Raw genomic sequence first — 17,209 nt, 5'->3', positions numbered from 1 at the left:
GAGGGCCAGCCGGCGGGCGGCCTCGTCGGGGCCGACCCGGTAGCGGTCGCTGAGGTAGCTCACCGAGGCGGGGGCGGCCTGCGCGACCTGGGCCGCCGGGCGGCTCGGCACCGGTGCCGGGCGCGGTGCGGCAGGCGTCGCGGCCCGGCCACCGGCGTCGGCGCGGGTCGCCGCGTGGGCCTGCCCGGCGACCGGGAGCGCCGCGGCCGCCCAGGTGCCCCCTGCCGGTTCGGCGGCCGGAGCGGCACCCCGGTCCACGGCCAATGCCACCCCGGTCGTCCCCACCGTGCTCAGTGCCAGCGCCGCCGCCAGCACCACTCGTCCACGGATCCGCACGCCGCAACCTCCCCGTATGCCGGCGACGCGACCGACCCCGCCGCGCCCGCCCGGTCGGACCGGCGGGGGGGCGAGGCCCATCGATGCGGGCCGAGTCTAGCCGTCCGGTGAACCACCGGGTGCCCCGCAGGACGGGTCAGCTCAGCGACTCGCGCCACTGCCGGTGCAGCGTGGCGTACCGGCCGCCGGTGGTGGCGAGCCGGGCCGGCGGGCCGTCCTCGACGATCCGTCCGGAGTCGACGACCAGCACCCGGTCGGCGGTCTCCACCGTGGAGAGCCGGTGCGCGATCACCAGCGCGGTGCGGTCCCGCAGCACGCTGGCCAGCGCCCGCTGCACCAGCCGTTCGGTCGGCACGTCCAGCGACGACGTCGCCTCGTCCAGGATCAGCACCCGGGGGTCGGCCAGGAACGCGCGGGCGAACGCGACGAGCTGCCGCTGCCCGGCGGAGAGCCGGCCGCCGCGCCGGTGCACCTGCGTGGCGTACCCGTCGGGCAGGGCGGCGATGAAGTCGTGCGCGCCGATCGCCCGCGCCGCCGCCTGCACCGCCGTGTCGGAGGCGTCCGGCCGGCCGAACCTGATGTTCTCCGCCACCGTGTCGCCGAACAGGTGGTTCTCCTGGGTCACCAGCACCACCGCCCGCCGTAGCTCGGCGTCGGACAGGTCCCGCAGGTCGATCCCGTCCAGCTCGACCGTGCCGGCGTCCGGGTCGTGGAAGCGGGCGAGCAGCTTCGCCACCGTCGACTTGCCGGCGCCGGTCGGGCCGATCAGGGCCACCGTCTGACCGGCCGGTACGGCCAGGTCCAGCCCGGTCAGGATCGGCGTCTGCGGCCGGTAACCGAAGCAGACCGCGCGGAACGTCACCGCGCCCCGCCCCGGCCCGGCCGGCAACGGCACCGGCGACGCCGGTTCGGGCACCCCCGGCCGTTCGTCGAGCACCCCGGCGAGCTTCTCCAGGGCGGCGGTCGCCGACTGGAGCGAGTTGTAGAACTGGCTCAGCTCCTGCATCGGGTCGAAGAACCGGCGCAGGTAGAGCAGGAACGCGGCGAGCACCCCCACCGCGGTGTCGCCGCCCAGCACCCGCCAGCCGCCGTACCCGAGCACCGTGGCCACCGTGACGTTGCCGATCACCTTGATCCCCGGCGAGTACGTGGCGATCAGCCGGAACCCGTGCAGGCTGGCCCGCCGGTACTCGTCGTTGACCGCCACGAAGATCTCCTGGTTGCGCGGCTCCCGGCGGAACGCCTGCACCGCCCGGATGCCGCGCAGCGACTCGACGAAGTGGACGATCACCAGGGCCACCGCCTCCCGGCTGTGCCGGTAGGCCTGGGCCGAGGCGTGGGCGAACCAGCGGGACAGCCAGAACAGGAACGGGAACGCCAGCAGGGTCACCGCCGCCAGCGGCAGATCCAGCCAGAGCAGGATGGCGGCGACCGACAGCACCGACAACGCGGCGGCGACCAGGGTGTCGATCCCCCCGTCGACCAGCTCGGCGATGGAGTCGACGTCGCTGGTGAGCCGGGACACCACCCGACCGGAGGTGTAGCGCTCGTGGAAGCCGACGGAGAGGGTCAGCAGGTGGCCGTACACCCGCTGGCGCAGGTCGAGCAGGACGGCCTGGCCGATCCGGGCGGAGCGGGTGAGGTAGCTGCGTCGGGCGGTGTACTCGGTGACGGCCGCGACGGCGAACGCGCCCGCGACGGCGGCCAGCGGACCCGGATCCCCGGCGCGCAGCGGCGGCACCGCCCGGTCGATGCCGAGCATGACCAGGTACGGCCCGGCCATCGCGGCCGCGTTCTGGGCCAGCAGCAGGCCCACCGCCACGCCGAGCGACCTGCGGTGCGGTCGGAGCAGGTCGCGCAGCAGCGCCCGGCTGCGCCCCCGCAGCCGGGCCACCGCCTCCGGTGAGTCGTCCTCGGCGCGGCTACGGTCGGCGTCCGGGTCGGTGGCCAGTCCCCGCCAGTGCGCCAGCGCGACCGGCCGGCCGTCACCCCCGGCGGTGCCGTGCTGCCGGGGCGGGCGGCCGTCGCCGGCGGCCGTGCGGTGCCGCCGGGCCGGCCGGCGGATCACGAGCGCACCAGGCCCGGTGCCGGCGCGGGCTCGGCGGCGAGCACCGCCCGGTACGCCGGCACCGTGGCCAGCAGGTCGCCGTGCCGGCCGACGGCGGTGATCCGACCCCCGTCGAGCAGCGCCACCCGGTCGGCCAGCGCGACCGTCGACGGCCGGTGCACCACCAGCAGCGCGGTGGTGTCCCGCAGCACCCGGCGCAGCGCCGCCTCGACCAGCGCCTCGGTGTGCACGTCCAGGGCGGAGAGCGGGTCGTCGAGGACCAGCAGCGCCGGCCGGCCGAGCACCGCGCGGGCCAGCGCCAGCCGTTGCCGCTGCCCGCCGGAGAGCGACAGCCCCTGCTCGCCCACCCGGGTCGCCAACCCCCACGGCAGGTCGTACGCGAAGTCGGCCTGGGCCAGCGCCAGCGCGGCCCGGACCTCGTTGTCGGTGGCGTCCGGGCAGCCCAGGGTGAGGTTCTCCCAGACCGACATGGAGAACAGCGTCGGCTCCTCGAAGGCCACCCCGACCAGCCGGCGCAGCGCGTCCAGCCGCACCCCGCGCAGGTCGTGCCCGTCCAGGGTGATCCGGCCACCGGTGACGTCGTGCAGCCGGGGCACCAGGGAGAGCAGGGTGCTCTTGCCGCAGCCGGTCGCCCCGACCAGGGCCAGCGTCTCGCCCGGCTCGACGGTCAGCTCGATGTCCCGCAGCACCGGTTCGGCGCTGCCCGGGTAGCGGAACGACACCCCCTCGAAGCGGAGCCGGCCGCGCACCGCCGAGCGGGCCAGCGGCACGGCGTCCGGGGCGTCCACGATCGACGGTGGGGTGTCCAGCACCTCCTGGATGCGGTCGGCGGCGGTGGCCGCCTCCTGCCCGTTGGCGATGATCCAGCCGAGCGACTGCACCGGCCAGATCAGCATGAGCTGGAGACTGACGAAGGCGACCAGCTCACCGATGGTCAACGCGTCCCGGGCGACAAGCGTCGCGCCGCCGACCAGCGTCGCGCCCAGGGTCAGGTTGGGCACCAGGTCGAACAGGGCCGACGCGCCGGCCAGCAGCGCCCCCTTGGCCACGCCGGTGTCGTGCAGCGCGCGGGCCCGCCCGGCGAACCGGCCGGCCAGTTCCGGCCCCCGCCCGTACGCCTTCATGGTGCGCAACCCCTGCGCGGTCTCCTCGACCAGGGTGGCCACGTCGCCCTGCTGGTCCTGCATCCGCCGCGACGAGGTGTGGTAGTGCCTGCCGAACCGGCGGCTGATCAGGAACAGCGGCACCGCGCTGGCCGCCACGAGCAGCCCCAGCGGCCCGTGCAGGCGGATCAGCAGGATCACCACGGCGACGTAGGTGACCACGTTGAGCACCAGGAACAGCAGCCCGAAGGAGAGGAACCGGCGCAGCACCGACAGGTCGCTGATCGCCCGGGAGAGCAGTTGCCCGGACTGCCAGCGGTCGTGGAAGCCGGCCGGCAGGCGTTGCAGGTGGGCGTAGAGGTCGGCGCGGATGGTCGCCTCCATGCCGACGGAGGAGGAGGACTGGCTCCACCGCCGAATGAAGATCAACACAGCCTCGACCAGGCCGAGCAGCAGGGTCAGCCCGCCGAGGCGGAGCAACCCCGCCGGGTCGTGCCTGGCGATCGGCCCGTCCACCACCCGCTGCACCACCAGGGGTACGGCCAGGCCCGCCCCGGTGGCGGCCAGCGCCGCCAGCAGCAGCAGGACGTACGCGGGGGCGTACGGGCGCAGGTAGCGGCGCAGCCGCCAGAGGTTGCGCAGCGACCGGACCCGACCGTCCGCCCTCGGGGCCGGGTCGCCGTCGCGCTGCGCAGGCACTACCCGACGGTAGCGTCGAACGGCGTCGATGCCGCTGTCAGCTTGCCGTCAGCCGCCGCTCGTGACCGAGCAACCACTTCTTCACCGGCAACCCGTACCGGTAGCCACCGAGGGTGCCGTCGGTGCGCAGCACCCGGTGGCAGGGCACGAAGAGGGCGGCGGCGTTACGGGCACAGGCGGCGGCCGCCGCCCGGACCGCGGCGGGCCGGCCGGCCAGCGCGGCGTACCCGGTGTAGGTGACCGGCTCGCCCGGTTTGACGTCGCGCAGCACGGCCCAGGCGTGGGTCTGGAACGCCCCGCCGCTGTGCTGCCGCACCGGCACCCCGTCGATCGCGGTCAGGTCCCCGTCGAGGTAGGCGCGGACGGCGGCGGTCACCGGACCGAGGTCGGCGTACGGCGCCAGCGGGCCGCGCAGGCTCGGGTGCACCAGCGGCAGCAGGCTGTCCGGGTCGGCGGTGAACCCGGCGGCCCGGACCGCGCCGTCCGGGTCCACCAGCACGCTGAGCGGGCCGGTCGGGGTGTCCATGGTGGTGGTGCCGAGGGTCGTCATGCCGCTCTCCAGAGTCTGATCGCCGCGTACGACCGCCAGGGCCGCCAGCGGTCGGCGTACGTGTCCAGGGTGGTGGGGGTGGCCGGCAGGCCGAGGGCGGCGGCGCCCCGGCGTACCGCGAGATCGGTGGGGAGCAGGACGTCGGGGTCGCCGAGGGCCCGCATGGCCAGGTAGCCGGCGGTCCACGGGCCGATCCCGGGCAGCGCGGTCAACCGTCGTACCGTCTCCGCCCGGTCGCCGCCCGGTTCCAGGTCGACCTCCCCGGCGGCGACGGCGCGGGCCAGCGCGCGGATCGTCTCCCGTCGGGCGGCCGGCATCCCGAACGCCGCATCCGGCAACCCCAGCACCTCCTCCGCCCCCGGAAACCCCCAAACCCCCCACCCGCCCGCCCCGGCGTCCCCACCCGCCGCGCCGCACCGGCCCGCCCCGTCGGGGTGATCAAGAGGTTTGCGTCGCCGGGAAGCGCTCTCCGTGACGCAAACCTCTTGATCACCGGGGCCAGAGCCGGAGCCGGGGCCAGGGGCGGGGCGGGGGAGGTGGGTGAGGAGACGGGTGAGGGTGGTGCGGGCGGCGGACAGGGAGACCTGTTGGCCGACGATGGCCCGCAGCGCCATCTCGAAACCGTCCACCGCCCGGGGCACCCGCACGCCGGGTTCGGCGGCGACGACCCCGGCCAGGGCCGGATCGGCGGCCAGCGTCTGGTCGACCGCCTCCGGATCGGCGTCCAGGTCGAACAGGCGACGGCAGCGGGCCACCGCCGGGGCCAGGTCCCGCAGGTCGGCCAGGCGCAGCGTCGCCACGACGTACCCGGGCGTCGGCGTCAGCGCGACCTCCGCCGGGCCGTGCGGCAGCCGCAACCCCCGGCGGTACGTCCCGTCGTGCACCTCGTCCAGTCCGGGCAGCGTCCGGGCGGCCAGGAATCCCAGCAGGGCGGCGGCGTGCAGCGGCGGCCGGTACGCCAGCCGGAGCGTGATCGTGCCCGCCCCGCCCGGCGTCGGCGGGTTGCCCCGCCCGGTGCGCAACTGCGACGGCACCGTCCCGTACACCTGGCGGACGGTGTCGTTGAACTGCCGTACGCTGCCGAACCCGGCCGCGAACGCCACCTCCGCCAGGCCCAGCCCGGTCGTCTCGATCAACGTCCGGGCGGTCTGGGCACGTTGGGCCCGCGCCAGTGCCAGTGGCCCGGCGCCCAGTTCCGCCCGGAGCATCCGGTGCAGGTGCCGTTCGGTGTAGCCCAGCCGGGCGGCCAGCCCGGGTACGCCGTCCCGGTCGACCACCCCGTCGGCGATGAGCCGCATGGCGCGACCCACCACGTCGGCGCGGACGTCCCACTGCGGTGAGCCGGGCGCGGCGTCCGGCCGGCACCGACGGCAGGCCCGCAGGCCGGCCCCCTGCGCGGCGGCCGCCGACGGGAAGAAGCGAACGTTACGCCGCTTCGGGGTGATCGCCGGGCAGGACGGCCGGCAGTAGATCCCGGTCGACGTGACGCCCGTGTAGAACCAGCCGTCGAAGCGCTGGTCACGGCTGTCCACGGCCCGGTAGCACCGTTCGAAGTCCAACTCCACGCCACCGATCATGCCCGCAGCTCACCGCCGGTGGCTCGCGGGAATCGGACCTGAGCGTGCGGGCCGGCGGCGACCTCCCCACCCCGGCCGTCCCGGGGTGGGGAGGTGGTGCGTCAGCGCGCGGGAACTGGGCCGGTCGCGGGGCCCCGGTCGACGGGTGGTGCGCTGCGGGCGGGGACCGGCGCGGTGACCGGGCCGGTGCGCGGTCCGGCGACGCGCGGCGCGGGCGACGCCGGAACGGGCGTCGCGGGTACGGCGGTCGTCGCCGGAGCGGGCGACGCGGGGATGGCGGGCGGTGCCGGAGTGGACGTCGCGGGCGACGCGGGCACGGCCGTCGAGGCCGGCGATGCGGGAATGGTGGTCCGGGCCGGTGCCGGCGCGCCGCGGCCGGTCCGGACACCCTGGTCGACGGGGGGTTCGGTCACCGCTGCCGGGGCGGGTGCGGCGGGCGGCCCGCTCGGCGTCGAGGCCGGTGCGGCGGGCGGCGCGTCCCCGCCACCGCTGGCGGCCAGCGCGAGCGGGGTGGCGATCAGCATGGCGGCGAGGACCCCCGCCGCGCTCATCGTGATCGTGACGCGGCGGCGGGACCGGGCCCGGCGTTCCGCCCGGTTCAACTGGTCGTGCACTGTCGGTGCCTCCTCGGCGAGGTCGGAGAGGGTGGCGCGGATGAGGTTCTCGATGGGCGTGGTCACCGCCGTACCTCCAGCAGTTCGATGTCCGGCAGAAGTTGCCGCAGCCGGGCCACGGCCCGGTGGGTGCGGCTGCGCACGGTGCCGACCGAGCAGCCGAGCGCGGCTGCCACCTGGGTCTCGGTCAGGTCCTCGTAGTAGCGCAGGACCACGACCGTGCGCTGGGCGGCCGGCAGCGCGCGCAGCGCGGCCCGCATCGCCAGCCGTACGTCGGTGCCGCCGAACAGATCCGGCCCGGCCCGGTCGTCGACGCCGGTGAGCAGCGTCTCCCGGTACCGGCGCAGTCGCCGCCACCAGCTGACCTGCTCCCGGTACATGACCGTGCGCAGGTAGCCCTCCGGATCGGTGTGGCGCAGGTCGCGCCACCTCGGAATGGTCTTGGCCAGCGCCGACTGGAACAGGTCCTCGGCGGCGTGCCGGTCCCCGGTGAGCAGGTACGCGACCCGCATCAGGGCCGGTGCCCGGCCGGCCACGAACTCGGCCAGCCGGGCCCGATCGTCCTCGTCCACCCACCCTCCCCGTCGTTGTCTGTCACCGATACAGACGCCCCAGCTCACCCCGCCTATCCCGGCGGCCGGGGGCGGTTTCCGGTTCGGAAAGTGTCGGTAGTGGTCGGTAGCGTCCCGGCACCAACTCCAGAAAGGGTGCGGCGATGGCGAGCGTGACCGGGCGGGGCGACCCTCGGTCAGGGCGGGGGCGGCTGGACGACGCCGCCGCGCAGGGCCTCTACGACCGGATGCGGGTGGTCGCGCCGGCCGCCTTCGGCGCGATCGAGCGGGACCGGGCCGACGACCCGGCACGGCCGTTCGCCGACACCGCCTGCGGCCGGCTCGCCGGCTCCCTCGACGCGGCCGGCCTGCGGGCCCTGGGCATGTGGGCGCACCACTGGTGCATGCGGTTCTACGACGACGACACCCGGGTCGGCCGCCGGCTGGTCCGGGAGATCGCCGGCCGGCGGGGACTGGGCTGGACGGTCGACGAGGTGCGCTGGATGCTCGGCGAGTCCGAACGGGCCGGCCCGAGCGCCGGGGACCGGCTCACCCTGCCGCTGGCGGCGGCCTCCGAGTTGCCCGGGGTGGCCGACGGCGGGGCGGCCTGGCGACTCGCCGGGTGACCCCGGCCGGTGGGCCGGGGGAGGTGGCGGTGGCGCAGGATGGCAGCGGAGCCAGCCGCAGAGAGGACCAGCATGCCCGCCAACGAACCGACGATCGTCGCCACCAGCATGGGTTTCACCAGCCGTGACCGGGGCCCCTGGGATGCCGATCCGGGGCCGGTCTTCGACCTGATGGCCGAGCTGGCGCAGGCCGACGAGCCGCGGATCTGCTACCTCAACCAGGCCGTCGGCGACCAGCCCACCTCGCTGACGGTCTTCCACGGCGCGTTCGCCGGCACCCGCTACCGCCCGTCGCACCTGGCGCTGTTCCCGATGCCCAACGTCGAGGACGTCCGGGCGCACCTGCTCGGCCAGGACATCATCTGGGTCGGTGGGGGCAGCGTGGCCAACCTCTGCGCGGTGTGGCGGGTGCACGGGCTGCCGGAGATCCTGCGGGAGTGCTGGGAGGCCGGGGTGGTGCTCGGCGGGGTCTCCGCCGGTTCGATCTGCTGGCACGTCGGCGGCACCACCGACAGCTTCGGCCGGCGGCTGCGCGCCTACACCGACGGCCTGGGCTGGTTGCCGTACGGCAACGGGGTGCACTACGACAGCGAGGCCGAGCGTCGGCCGCTGCTGCACCGGCTGGTCGCCGACGGCACGCTGCCGGCCAGCCACTGCACCGACGACGGGGTGGGGCTGGTCTACCGGGGCACCCGGCTGGCCGAGGCGGTCGCCGACCGGGCCGGGGTGGCCGCGTACGAGGTGGTCCCGGACGGTGCCGGTGGGGTGCGGGAGACCCGGATCGAACCCCGGTTGCTCACCGCCTGAGCCGTCCCGGCGGTGCCGACGGGGCTGCCTGCCGGGTGACGGCGTAAGCTGGCCCGTCGTGAGTCTCACCATCGGCATCGTCGGCCTGCCCAACGTCGGCAAGAGCACCCTGTTCAACGCGTTGACCAAGAACGACGTGCTCGCGGCGAACTACCCGTTCGCCACGATCGAGCCCAACGTCGGGGTGGTGGGGCTGCCGGACGCGCGGCTCGACAAGCTCGCCGAGATCTTCTCGTCGCAGAAGGTGCTGCCCGCGCCGGTGTCGTTCGTCGACATCGCCGGCCTGGTCCGGGGGGCGTCGAAGGGGCAGGGCCGGGGCAACGCGTTCCTGGCGAACATCCGGGACGCCTCGGCCATCTGCCAGGTGGTGCGGGCGTTCTCCGACCCGAACGTGGTGCACGTCGACGGCAAGGTCTCGCCCGCCGACGACATCGAGACGATCAACACGGAGCTGATCCTGGCCGACCTGCAGACCCTGGAGAAGGCGCTGCCCCGGCTGGAGAAGGAGGCCAAGCTCCGTAAGGACCGGGCCGCCGCCGTGACCGCCGCGAAGCAGGCCGTCGAGGTGCTCGACGGTGGCACCACCCTGTACGCCGGGGCCGCCGCCGCCAAGATCGAGCTGGAGCACCTGCGGGAGCTGCACCTGCTCACCACGAAGCCGTTCCTCTACGTGTTCAACGTCGACGAGGCCGAGCTGGGCAACGCCGCCTTCCTCGACGAGCTGCGTGCCCTGGTGGCCCCAGCCGAGGCCGTGTTCATGGATGCCAAGATCGAATCCGAGCTGGTGGACCTGCCCGAGGAGGAGGCCCGCGAGCTGCTGGAGTCGATCGGGCAGTCCGAGCCGGGGCTGGACCAGCTCGTCCGGGTCGGCTTCCGCACGCTCGGGCTCCAGACGTACCTCACGGCGGGGCCGAAGGAGGCACGGGCCTGGACCGTGCCGGTCGGCGCGACCGCCCCGGAGGCCGCCGGGGTGATCCACAGCGACTTCCAACGCGGCTTCATCAAGGCCGAGGTGGTCTCCTACGACGACCTGGTCGCGGCCGGCTCGATGGCGGCGGCGAAGGCCGCCGGCAAGGTCCGGATCGAGGGCAAGGAGTACGTCATGCAGGACGGCGACGTGGTGGAATTCAGGTTCAACGTCTGATTCCTGCCCGCCTGCCCAGCGGTACAGCTGCTGCGGGATGCGGGTCAGGGGTGCCCCAGCCGGGGGTCGTCCGCCCAGGGTGAGTGCGGGTGGGCCAGCCGGACCGCGTCGCGCAGCCACCGCCGCTGGGCCGGGCCCAGCAGGTGGTGGGCGACGTCCAGGTCGTGCTCGTCGCGGGGGCGCGGGTCGGGTGACTTCCACAGCAGTTGGGTGACGGGCGTCCCGGTCGGTACGGAGTCGACGGACTCCACCGCCGAGTCCCACGGGAGCGTGATCCGTGGATCGCGTCGGTAGCGCCAGCCCGTCTCGTCACCGTCCTCCAGGTTGATCTGGAGGACGAAGCGGTCCCGACCGGGGTCGTGTACCCAGATGTTGTGCACCTCGGGGTCGTCGTGCCGCTTCCCCAGGGGGAACAAATGCCCCCGCCGGGCCGCGAACGGCCGCAGGTCCGCCGGTAGCGCGTGCAGCAGGGCGGGCAGCGCGGGCCGCAGGGTGCTGACGTCGATGTCGCCGTGCGGTCGCTCCGGCCCGTCGCACCAGTGGGCGACGGCCCATCCCCCGGAGAGCCACCAGCGTGTCGGGCAGCCGGCGAACAACGCGCGCACCTGGGCGACCGAGAGCGCGGACCAGAGGTGCCGTCGGGGGTCGTACCGCACGGACCCAGGCTGACAGCCGGTCCCGCCGAACGCCAGCCGGGACCCGGCGTTCTCACGGGTCGCCGCTCGACCTGCGATCACGGGGCAGCGGACGGGGTGGCGTTGCCCCTACGGTGGCTGTCGTGGCGTTGCGACTGGAACCGATGACCGACGAGCAGTACCTCCGCTACCGGGAACACGCCGAGGAGGACTACGCGCGCAACATCGTCGCCTCCGGGGCGATGCCGCTGCCGGAGGCGCGGGAGAAGGCACGGCAGGATTTCCAGGGCCTGCTGCCCGACGGCCTGGCCACCGAGGGCCACCGGCTGTGGACGGCGTACGACGGCGACGCCGAGGTCGGCCGGCTCTGGTTGCACCTGGAGCAGAAGTCCGACGGCCTGCACGCCTTCGGCTACGACTTCGCGGTGCGCGAGGAGTTGCGTCGCCGGGGCCACGGCCGGGCGATCATCGAGGCCGCCGAGCGGCTGTGCCGGGAGCTGGGGGTGGTCGCCATCGGGCTGAACGTCTTCGGCTTCAACACCGGCGCGCGGGCGCTCTACGAGCAGATGGGCTTCGAGGCCACCGCCATCCGCATGATCAAACGGCTGTAGTACGCCGGCACCCCGGGGTCGGGACGGTGTGCCCCGACCCCGGCCGGTCCACCCCTCAGCGGCGGTAGACCGAGATGTGCGACGTGCTGGTGTCGTCGAACGGGTGCCGGTGCCAGTCGGCGTACCGCTCGACGAGCCGCAGGCCGGCCCGGTGGGCCAACTCGTCGATCTGCTCCGGCCAGCAGTAGCGCATCGCGAACGGTTCCAGGTGCACGCCGTCGCGGTCGAAGGTGACGGTCTGCCGGACGAAGGTCTGCGCCGCCCGGTCGTACTGGTGCAGCCGGATGGTGGCCGAGTCCTCGGTCACCGACCGCATCTGCACCTGTTCGTCCCGGTCGAAGGTGGCCGGGTCGGGCACGAACGCCTCGACGACGAACTCGCCGCCGGGGGCCAGCACCCGGGCCACGTTGCGTAGGCAGTCCTGCTGCCGCTCGGCACGGACCAGGTTGAACAGGGTGTTGAACACCAGGTAGACCAGCCGGTACGGGCCCGTCACGGGCACGTCGGCCATGTCGCCGACGGTGACCGGGATGCCGTCGCCGCCGGGCTTGGCGCGTAGCTTCGCCACCATCTCCGGTGACGCCTCCACCCCGTCGACTGGTACGCCCCGGGCGGCGAGCGGCAACGCCACCCGACCCGTCCCGACGGCGAGTTCGAGCACCCGCCCGTCGCCGGCCCGTTCGGCGAGGAAGTCCACCGCCGGGCCCGGGTCGGGGTTGCCGGGGCTGTCGTACCTGTCGGCCCACATCCTGCCGAAGTGGCCCGGATCGTCGAACACCGACATCAGCGACCCCCGTCCGGGGTGCTGGCCGGTCCGGTGTCACCGGCGCATGGTCGCGCCGTCACTGCCGTGGTGGTGCTGGTGGTCACGAAGCCTCGATTCCCGCTGTTGGTCGATGGTGGGCGCGTGGGTGGACCTCGTGGCGTACGACATGTCGTCTGCTCCCTCCGGTCGGCTTCGTCCCCAGCCAAGCAGCGGGCCGGTCAGCGGGGCAACCCGGTTTCCGGGCGGGTCAGGTCGAGCGTCCAGTGCCGGGTACGGATGACCTGGTCGTTGAACTCGACGTCCTCCTCGCCGAGGAGGGTGAACCCGAGCGCCCGGCAGATCGCGTTCGACGGGCCGTTGCCGACCGCCGGGAACGCGTGCACGGTGTCCGCCCGCCGCCCGGTGCGGGCCTGGTCGAGCAGCGCGCGGACGCCCTGTTTCGCCAGGCCCCGGCCCTGGAACTCGGGCAGCACCATCCAGCCGATCTCGGTGACCGCCCCGTCGTCCGGCCCGCGCCACAGGGTGACGGTCCCGGCGACCGTCTCGTCCACCACGATCATCTTGATCAGCGCGACGCCGTCGGCGGCCAGTCGGGCGTCCCGGCGGACCTGCCGGGCCACGTGGGCGGCCGGCAGCGGCCCGCCGAGTTCGGCCATCATCGCCGGGTCGCAGCGCATCCGCTGGTACGCCTCGACGTCGGTGGCCAGCACGTCACGCAGGAACACGCCGCACCCGCTCCCGCCGGCCACTGTGGGGAGTCGTCCGCATGCGCCCGAGTATCCCAAAGGCCGACCGGCCGCGGGGGGTCAGGCAGGGCGGGCCGGGGCGAGGGACCGGGCCAGCCGGGCGAGGCCGTCATCGCCGTGACCGGCGGCGACCGCCTGCTCGACGACCGACCGGGCGGCGCGCAGCACCCCGGAGTCGATCCCGTGGGCGTCGGTGGTCGCGATGACGTGGCCGAGGCCCGCGCCGGCCGAGGCGACGGTGGACCGGTCGCCGGGGAACCGGCCCTCGGTGAGCTGGTCGGCGAAGCGGGCCGTCATCTCGGCGAGCATCGGGGCGATCCCGGCCGCGTACCTGGCGAACGACCGGGGGGCGATGCCCTCGGCCGAGGCCAGCGCGAAGGCGTGGGTCAGGCCGCTGACCGCCGTGCCGAACAGGTCGAGCAGCGCCATGTCGTACGCCGCCGCCGCGCCCGGGTCCGGGCCGAGGTATCCGGGGGTGCCGCCGAAGGCCGCCAGGACGGGTCGGACGGCGTCGAAGCCGGACCGGCTGCCGCACCACAGGGCCGTGGCGGCGGGTGTGCCGATGGTCGGCGTCGGGGTGAGGATGGCGCCCTTCACCAGGTCGACCCGGTGCCCGGCGGCCCAGTCCGCCAGCGCCCGCGCCTCGTCCGGCCGGCAGGTGGTGACGTCGACGACGGTCCGACCGGCCTAGTCGTCGTGGGCGGCCAGCACGGTGCCGACCGCCGCCGGGTCCCGCAGGCAGGTGATCACGACGGGGGCGGCCCGGACCGCCCCGGTGACGGTGGGCGCGGCCGTCGCGCCGAGCGCGACGAGGGGTCCGGCCCGGTCCGGCGTACGGTTCCAGACGGTCGTCGGCGTGCCGGCGGAGACCAGGGTGGCGGCGAGCGCCCGGCCCATCGGACCCAGGCCGAGCACCGCCACCGGCGTACGGTGCGTGAGTTGTAGATCGCTCATGCCGGGGACGGTAGACCTTCTCGTTGACGTGAAGGTCAAGTCCGCGGTGTGCTGTGTGGCATGCGGATCGGCGAACTGGCCCGGCGGGCCGGGGTGAGCACCAGGGCCCTGCGCTACTACGAGGAGCAGGGCCTGCTGCGGCCGCAGCGGCGGCCGAGCGGCTACCGCGACTACGGCGAGCAGGCGCTGACCACCGTGCGGCACATCCGGCTGCTGCTCTCGGCCGGGCTGGGCACGGCCGTGATCGCCGAGATCCTGCCCTGCGTGCCGGACGACACCACGGTGCTCGCCCCCACCTGCCCCGAACTGCTCGACGGCCTGGCCGGGGAACGGGCCCGGATCACCGCGTCCATCCAGCGGCTCACCGCGGCCCGGGACATCCTCGACGCCCTGATCGCCACGGGTGGTCCCGCCCGGCGGCCGTGAGCTGGCCGCCGGGGTGCTCGGCGGGCGGACCGGTGGTCAGGAGATGTAGTGCAGGATCACGTTGTGCACGTGGTGGCTCTTCTGCGCGCCCCGGAACTCCACCTCGTAGGTGTGGGTGCCGACGTGCACGGCGATCGCGCCGGTGGAGAAGAACTCCCCGCCCCACGACTTGTTGCTCACCACGCTCACGCTGGTGATCTTCGAGTACGGGATGCTGGTGATCGCGAACTTCTTGCCCACGAACGAGCGGTCCTGGATGATCACCCGCCGGTCGGTCAGGCCGATGAACCCGGTGCCGGTGCCGATGGCGTCGTAGACGGCGATGATCTGTTCGCCGTCGAGCAGTCCACTGCGGATCTGCTGGAACTGCTCCTTGCGGTCGTACGTCACATTTGCCATGGGTCCCACGGTAGGAAGTGGGCGCCAGCGTCGGCCGTTGCCCGCCCGTCAGCCCGGTCGACTAGTCTCCCCATGCCTGGCCGGACGCGGGCGACGGGGGAGGGAAGCGGTGTGACCAGCGAACGTTCCGAGACGCAGCCCGCCGACGAGTCGCGGCCGGAGCCGCCGACGACCTCAGACGGTGCCGCCGACGCGGCCCCGGCCGACGCGGTGATCCCGGCCGCCGCCGGCGAGACCCCGTCCCCTGCGGTGACCCCGGCCGCCGGCGGTGCCGCCGCGACGCCGCCCGCCGCGACGCCGCCCGCCGCGACGCCGCCCGCCTCGGCGGCTCCGGCACCTGCCGCCGAGGCTCCTTCTCCTGACGGTGGCAAGGCTCCGACTCCTGACGGTGGTGGCGACCCGACCCCGGGCGGCGACCGGGGCGGTGACGGGACCCCTGCCCTGCCCGGCGGCACCGGGGACGCGGAGGCGGACCGGGCGTCGCGTGCCGTGCCCGACTGGGAGCCGTGGCCGCAGCGTCCCGCCGCCCGGGGCCGGTTGAACCGGCTGGCCGTGGTCACGCTGGTGCTGGGCCTGCTCGGCGGGGTGCTGGCCCCGCTCACCGCCGGGTTCGCGTTGCGCCGGATCAGGCGGGACGGCGAGCGGGGCCGGGGCCTGGTGATCGCCGGGCTGGTGCTGCTCGGGGGTTGGGTGCTGGCCGGGCTGGTGGCCCTGGGCGTCACCATGACCGGGTCCGACCCCGACCCGGGGCTGCGCGGGTTGCGGGTGGGGGACTGCTTCCGGGTGCCCTCCGGTGCCACCGCCAGCCGGACCGCCCCCGAGGAGGTCACCCGGGTGGCCTGCGACACCCCGCACCACGCCGAGTACGTCGACGACTTCCCCGCCTACGAGCGTTCCGCCGACGAGCGGTACCCCGGCGCGGCGGTGCTCTCCCAGCGGGCCGAGACGCTCTGCCGGCAGCGGCTGCACAGCTACGTGGTGGACCCGCTGGGCCTGCCGGCCGAGGCGCGGCTGAGCTGGTACCTGCCGACCCGGGTGGACTGGTCCACCGACCCCACCATCACCTGCTACCTGACCTCCCCGACGGGGCTGTCCCGGTCGCTGCGGATGGACACCACGGTGCTCGACCCGGCGCAGCTCGGCTACCTGCTGGCCAGCCGGGACTGGACGCAGGCGCGGGCCGCCCTGGTGGCCAGCGCGCCGACCAGCACCCCGGCCGGGCTGCGGGATGCGGTGCGCCGGGCCGAGACGATCCACACCGACATGTGGTTCCGGCTGCGCCGGGAGACCTGGCCGGAGGCGGTCCGCCCGGCGATGGAGCGGCTGCTCACCGAGATGGAGCAGGACGAGCCGGCCTGGCGGGACGCCGACGGCGAACCCGACCGGGGCCGGCTGCTCCAGGTGGTCGCGCAGGCCGGGCAGCATCCGGACCCGGCCACCGAGCTGGCCGTACGCCAGGCGCTGGGGTTGCCGACGGCGCAGGGCGAGCCGATGCGCTGAGCCGACCGAGGGTGGTGTTCCGACCACTCGGCGCGGACGGGTCGGACGTTCCGCCGAGCGGGTCGAGCGCCGGACGGCTCTAGGCTGGCGACGAGGGTGCGGCTGGCGACGACGGGGGTCGACGATGACGGGAACGGGCGGGCACGCGCGTCAGTCCGCCATCACCGCGCGGTACGCGTCCTCGATCCGGGCGGCGAGCAGCACCTCACCCTCGGTGAGCGGCTCCCCGTCGCCGTGCCCGACCCGGATGCGGGTCTCGGTGTCCCGCCGGCTGATGTCCGGTCGCAGCCGCAGCGCGTCCGCGACGACCTTGACCCGTTCGGTCAGCGCCGCGTGCTGGGTGTCGTCCATGACCAGGGTGCGGCGGATCTGCTCACCGTCGCGGGTCCACCCGTGCAGGAGCGTGAGGGCGTCACTGAGATAGTCGTGCTTGCTTCGACTGGTGAACAGCGCGCGCATCACCGCACCTCCCAGGCGCCGTTGCCGGCTTGTGGCCAAATCGTCGCCGTCCCGTGTCCTCGTGGTGTTAACAGTCTGTCGGCCTCATGGCGGTGTGTCCACGCCCACACTTCCGTCTCTTATTGGCCTACCGGTCGGCCACGGTACCCAAACCGACGATTGATCTGGCACGCTGGACGCCCGTGCAGACCGAACGGCGTAGCGGAAACGGACCGACCGACCGGCGCGAGCCGAGGGTGGTCGTGGGGGCGGCGATCATCTCCGCCGGGCGGGTGCTCGCCTGCGCGCGCACCGCGCCCCCCGAGGTCGCCGGCATGTTCGAGTTCCCCGGCGGCAAGGTCGAGCCGGGTGAGAGCGAGACGGCGGCGCTGGTCCGCGAGTGCGCCGAGGAGTTGGCCGTCCGGGTGGAGGTCGGCGACCGGGTAGGCCGGGACGTCCGGATGGCCCACGGCCGCTCGGTGTTGAAGGTGTACGCGGCGCGCCTGCTGCACGGCGACCAGCCGCGCGCGCTGGAACACTCCGCGATGCGCTGGCTGGCCGCCGACGAACTGCACAGCGTCACCTGGCTCCCCGCCGACGTGCCCATCGTCGCCGCCCTCCGCCCGCTGCTGGCCGCCGGCTGACGGCGGCGGGTGCCC

At 74.7% G+C, this 17,209-nt stretch carries 20 protein-coding genes and 1 pseudogene; 7 read left to right on the top strand and 14 right to left on the bottom strand.

Annotated elements, in window-relative coordinates:
- The 7 genes and pseudogenes from B5D80_RS31285 to B5D80_RS31255 form a co-directional block, all read right to left on the bottom strand.
- Positions 1 to 336, bottom strand: a pseudogene (locus tag B5D80_RS31285) (hypothetical protein); the annotation flags it as partial.
- Positions 337 to 472: 136 nt separating this feature from the next.
- A complete protein-coding gene (locus B5D80_RS31280) occupies positions 473 to 2,305 on the bottom strand; it encodes an ABC transporter ATP-binding protein (RefSeq protein WP_088647533.1) in 1,833 nt (610 codons plus the stop codon).
- 95 nt (positions 2,306 to 2,400) lie between these two features.
- Positions 2,401 to 4,206: an ABC transporter ATP-binding protein gene (locus B5D80_RS31275; protein WP_088647531.1), complete on the bottom strand. Its 1,806-nt coding sequence runs from the start codon at positions 4,204 to 4,206 to the stop codon at positions 2,401 to 2,403.
- Between the two features lie 37 nt (positions 4,207 to 4,243).
- Positions 4,244 to 4,756 carry a methylated-DNA--[protein]-cysteine S-methyltransferase gene (locus tag B5D80_RS31270; protein WP_088647530.1) on the bottom strand — a complete coding sequence of 171 codons (513 nt, stop codon included), beginning with the start codon at positions 4,754 to 4,756 and terminating at the stop codon, positions 4,244 to 4,246.
- Positions 4,753 to 6,321: a DNA-3-methyladenine glycosylase 2 family protein gene (locus B5D80_RS31265; protein WP_088647532.1), complete on the bottom strand. Its 1,569-nt coding sequence runs from the start codon at positions 6,319 to 6,321 to the stop codon at positions 4,753 to 4,755. The genes B5D80_RS31270 and B5D80_RS31265 overlap by 4 nt, the downstream gene beginning before the upstream one ends.
- Before the next feature lie 113 nt (positions 6,322 to 6,434).
- A complete protein-coding gene (locus B5D80_RS31260; RefSeq protein ID WP_088647529.1) occupies positions 6,435 to 7,013 on the bottom strand; it encodes a hypothetical protein in 579 nt (192 codons plus the stop codon).
- Positions 7,010 to 7,519: a SigE family RNA polymerase sigma factor gene (locus tag B5D80_RS31255; RefSeq protein WP_088647528.1), complete on the bottom strand. Its 510-nt coding sequence runs from the start codon at positions 7,517 to 7,519 to the stop codon at positions 7,010 to 7,012. The genes B5D80_RS31260 and B5D80_RS31255 overlap by 4 nt, the downstream gene beginning before the upstream one ends.
- Positions 7,520 to 7,662: 143 nt before the next feature.
- On the opposite strand from B5D80_RS31255, the gene B5D80_RS31250 reads away from it, so the two are divergent.
- The 3 genes from B5D80_RS31250 (at position 7,663) to ychF (ending at position 10,075) form a co-directional block, all read left to right on the top strand.
- A complete protein-coding gene (locus B5D80_RS31250) occupies positions 7,663 to 8,124 on the top strand; it encodes a hypothetical protein (RefSeq protein WP_088647527.1) in 462 nt (153 codons plus the stop codon).
- A 72-nt stretch (positions 8,125 to 8,196) separates the two neighbouring features.
- Positions 8,197 to 8,931, top strand: coding sequence for a Type 1 glutamine amidotransferase-like domain-containing protein (locus B5D80_RS31245; protein ID WP_088647526.1), 735 nt, complete (start codon positions 8,197 to 8,199; stop codon positions 8,929 to 8,931).
- A 58-nt stretch (positions 8,932 to 8,989) separates the two neighbouring features.
- Positions 8,990 to 10,075 carry a redox-regulated ATPase YchF gene (ychF, locus tag B5D80_RS31240; RefSeq protein WP_088647525.1) on the top strand — a complete coding sequence of 362 codons (1,086 nt, stop codon included), beginning with the start codon at positions 8,990 to 8,992 and terminating at the stop codon, positions 10,073 to 10,075.
- Between the two features lie 44 nt (positions 10,076 to 10,119).
- On the opposite strand, the gene B5D80_RS31235 is transcribed toward ychF, so the two are convergent.
- Positions 10,120 to 10,731 (bottom strand): nucleotidyltransferase domain-containing protein, encoded by a 612-nt coding sequence (locus B5D80_RS31235; protein ID WP_088647524.1) that lies wholly within the window; start codon positions 10,729 to 10,731, stop codon positions 10,120 to 10,122.
- A gap of 122 nt (positions 10,732 to 10,853) precedes the next feature.
- Here B5D80_RS31235 and B5D80_RS31230 point away from each other — a divergent pair, with 122 nt between their 5' ends.
- Positions 10,854 to 11,321, top strand: coding sequence for a GNAT family N-acetyltransferase (locus B5D80_RS31230; protein WP_088647523.1), 468 nt, complete (start codon positions 10,854 to 10,856; stop codon positions 11,319 to 11,321).
- Positions 11,322 to 11,376: 55 nt separating this feature from the next.
- Here B5D80_RS31230 and B5D80_RS31225 read toward each other — a convergent pair whose 3' ends face one another.
- The 4 genes from B5D80_RS31225 to B5D80_RS34005 all read right to left on the bottom strand — a co-directional run bounded on the left by B5D80_RS31225 (position 11,377) and on the right by B5D80_RS34005 (position 13,787).
- A complete protein-coding gene (locus B5D80_RS31225; protein WP_088647522.1) occupies positions 11,377 to 12,105 on the bottom strand; it encodes a class I SAM-dependent methyltransferase in 729 nt (242 codons plus the stop codon).
- Between the two features lie 200 nt (positions 12,106 to 12,305).
- Positions 12,306 to 12,812, bottom strand: a complete 507-nt coding sequence (locus tag B5D80_RS31220) for a GNAT family N-acetyltransferase (RefSeq protein ID WP_088647521.1) — start codon at positions 12,810 to 12,812, stop codon at positions 12,306 to 12,308.
- Positions 12,813 to 12,893: 81 nt separating this feature from the next.
- Complete coding sequence (locus B5D80_RS34010) at positions 12,894 to 13,430, bottom strand: imine reductase family protein (RefSeq protein ID WP_211291718.1); 537 nt, start codon at positions 13,428 to 13,430, stop codon at positions 12,894 to 12,896.
- A gap of 90 nt (positions 13,431 to 13,520) precedes the next feature.
- Positions 13,521 to 13,787 carry an NAD(P)-binding domain-containing protein gene (locus B5D80_RS34005; protein ID WP_211291717.1) on the bottom strand — a complete coding sequence of 89 codons (267 nt, stop codon included), beginning with the start codon at positions 13,785 to 13,787 and terminating at the stop codon, positions 13,521 to 13,523.
- Positions 13,788 to 13,847: 60 nt separating this feature from the next.
- Between B5D80_RS34005 and B5D80_RS31210 the strand changes: the two genes are divergently transcribed.
- A complete protein-coding gene (locus B5D80_RS31210) occupies positions 13,848 to 14,213 on the top strand; it encodes a MerR family transcriptional regulator (RefSeq protein WP_088647520.1) in 366 nt (121 codons plus the stop codon).
- A gap of 36 nt (positions 14,214 to 14,249) precedes the next feature.
- Here B5D80_RS31210 and B5D80_RS31205 read toward each other — a convergent pair whose 3' ends face one another.
- Complete coding sequence (locus B5D80_RS31205) at positions 14,250 to 14,612, bottom strand: PH domain-containing protein (protein WP_088647519.1); 363 nt, start codon at positions 14,610 to 14,612, stop codon at positions 14,250 to 14,252.
- Between the two features lie 111 nt (positions 14,613 to 14,723).
- Here B5D80_RS31205 and B5D80_RS31200 point away from each other — a divergent pair, with 111 nt between their 5' ends.
- Entirely contained in the window at positions 14,724 to 16,112 is a 1,389-nt protein-coding gene (locus tag B5D80_RS31200) for a DUF4190 domain-containing protein (protein WP_088647518.1), read from the top strand.
- A 150-nt stretch (positions 16,113 to 16,262) separates the two neighbouring features.
- Here B5D80_RS31200 and B5D80_RS31195 read toward each other — a convergent pair whose 3' ends face one another.
- Entirely contained in the window at positions 16,263 to 16,571 is a 309-nt protein-coding gene (locus tag B5D80_RS31195; protein WP_088647517.1) for a 4a-hydroxytetrahydrobiopterin dehydratase, read from the bottom strand.
- Positions 16,572 to 16,753: 182 nt separating this feature from the next.
- Here B5D80_RS31195 and B5D80_RS31190 point away from each other — a divergent pair, with 182 nt between their 5' ends.
- Positions 16,754 to 17,194, top strand: coding sequence for a (deoxy)nucleoside triphosphate pyrophosphohydrolase (locus tag B5D80_RS31190; protein WP_088647516.1), 441 nt, complete (start codon positions 16,754 to 16,756; stop codon positions 17,192 to 17,194).
- Positions 17,195 to 17,209: the final 15 nt, after the last annotated feature.

Source organism: Micromonospora wenchangensis (genome assembly GCF_002210435.1).
GTDB classification, from domain to species: domain Bacteria; phylum Actinomycetota; class Actinomycetes; order Mycobacteriales; family Micromonosporaceae; genus Micromonospora; species Micromonospora wenchangensis.
This window is presented reverse-complemented; position numbering and strand designations above follow the sequence as displayed.

Coding starts and splice junctions, on each gene's coding strand:
- B5D80_RS34005 (WP_211291717.1), bottom strand. CDS start 13,787: ATGAGCGATCTACAACTCACGCACCGTACGCCGGTGGCGGTGCTCGGC.
- B5D80_RS31245 (WP_088647526.1), top strand. CDS start 8,197: ATGCCCGCCAACGAACCGACGATCGTCGCCACCAGCATGGGTTTCACC.
- B5D80_RS31195 (WP_088647517.1), bottom strand. CDS start 16,571: ATGCGCGCGCTGTTCACCAGTCGAAGCAAGCACGACTATCTCAGTGAC.
- B5D80_RS31210 (WP_088647520.1), top strand. CDS start 13,848: ATGCGGATCGGCGAACTGGCCCGGCGGGCCGGGGTGAGCACCAGGGCC.
- B5D80_RS31205 (WP_088647519.1), bottom strand. CDS start 14,612: ATGGCAAATGTGACGTACGACCGCAAGGAGCAGTTCCAGCAGATCCGC.
- B5D80_RS31270 (WP_088647530.1), bottom strand. CDS start 4,756: ATGACGACCCTCGGCACCACCACCATGGACACCCCGACCGGCCCGCTC.
- B5D80_RS31250 (WP_088647527.1), top strand. CDS start 7,663: ATGGCGAGCGTGACCGGGCGGGGCGACCCTCGGTCAGGGCGGGGGCGG.
- B5D80_RS31225 (WP_088647522.1), bottom strand. CDS start 12,105: ATGTCGGTGTTCGACGATCCGGGCCACTTCGGCAGGATGTGGGCCGAC.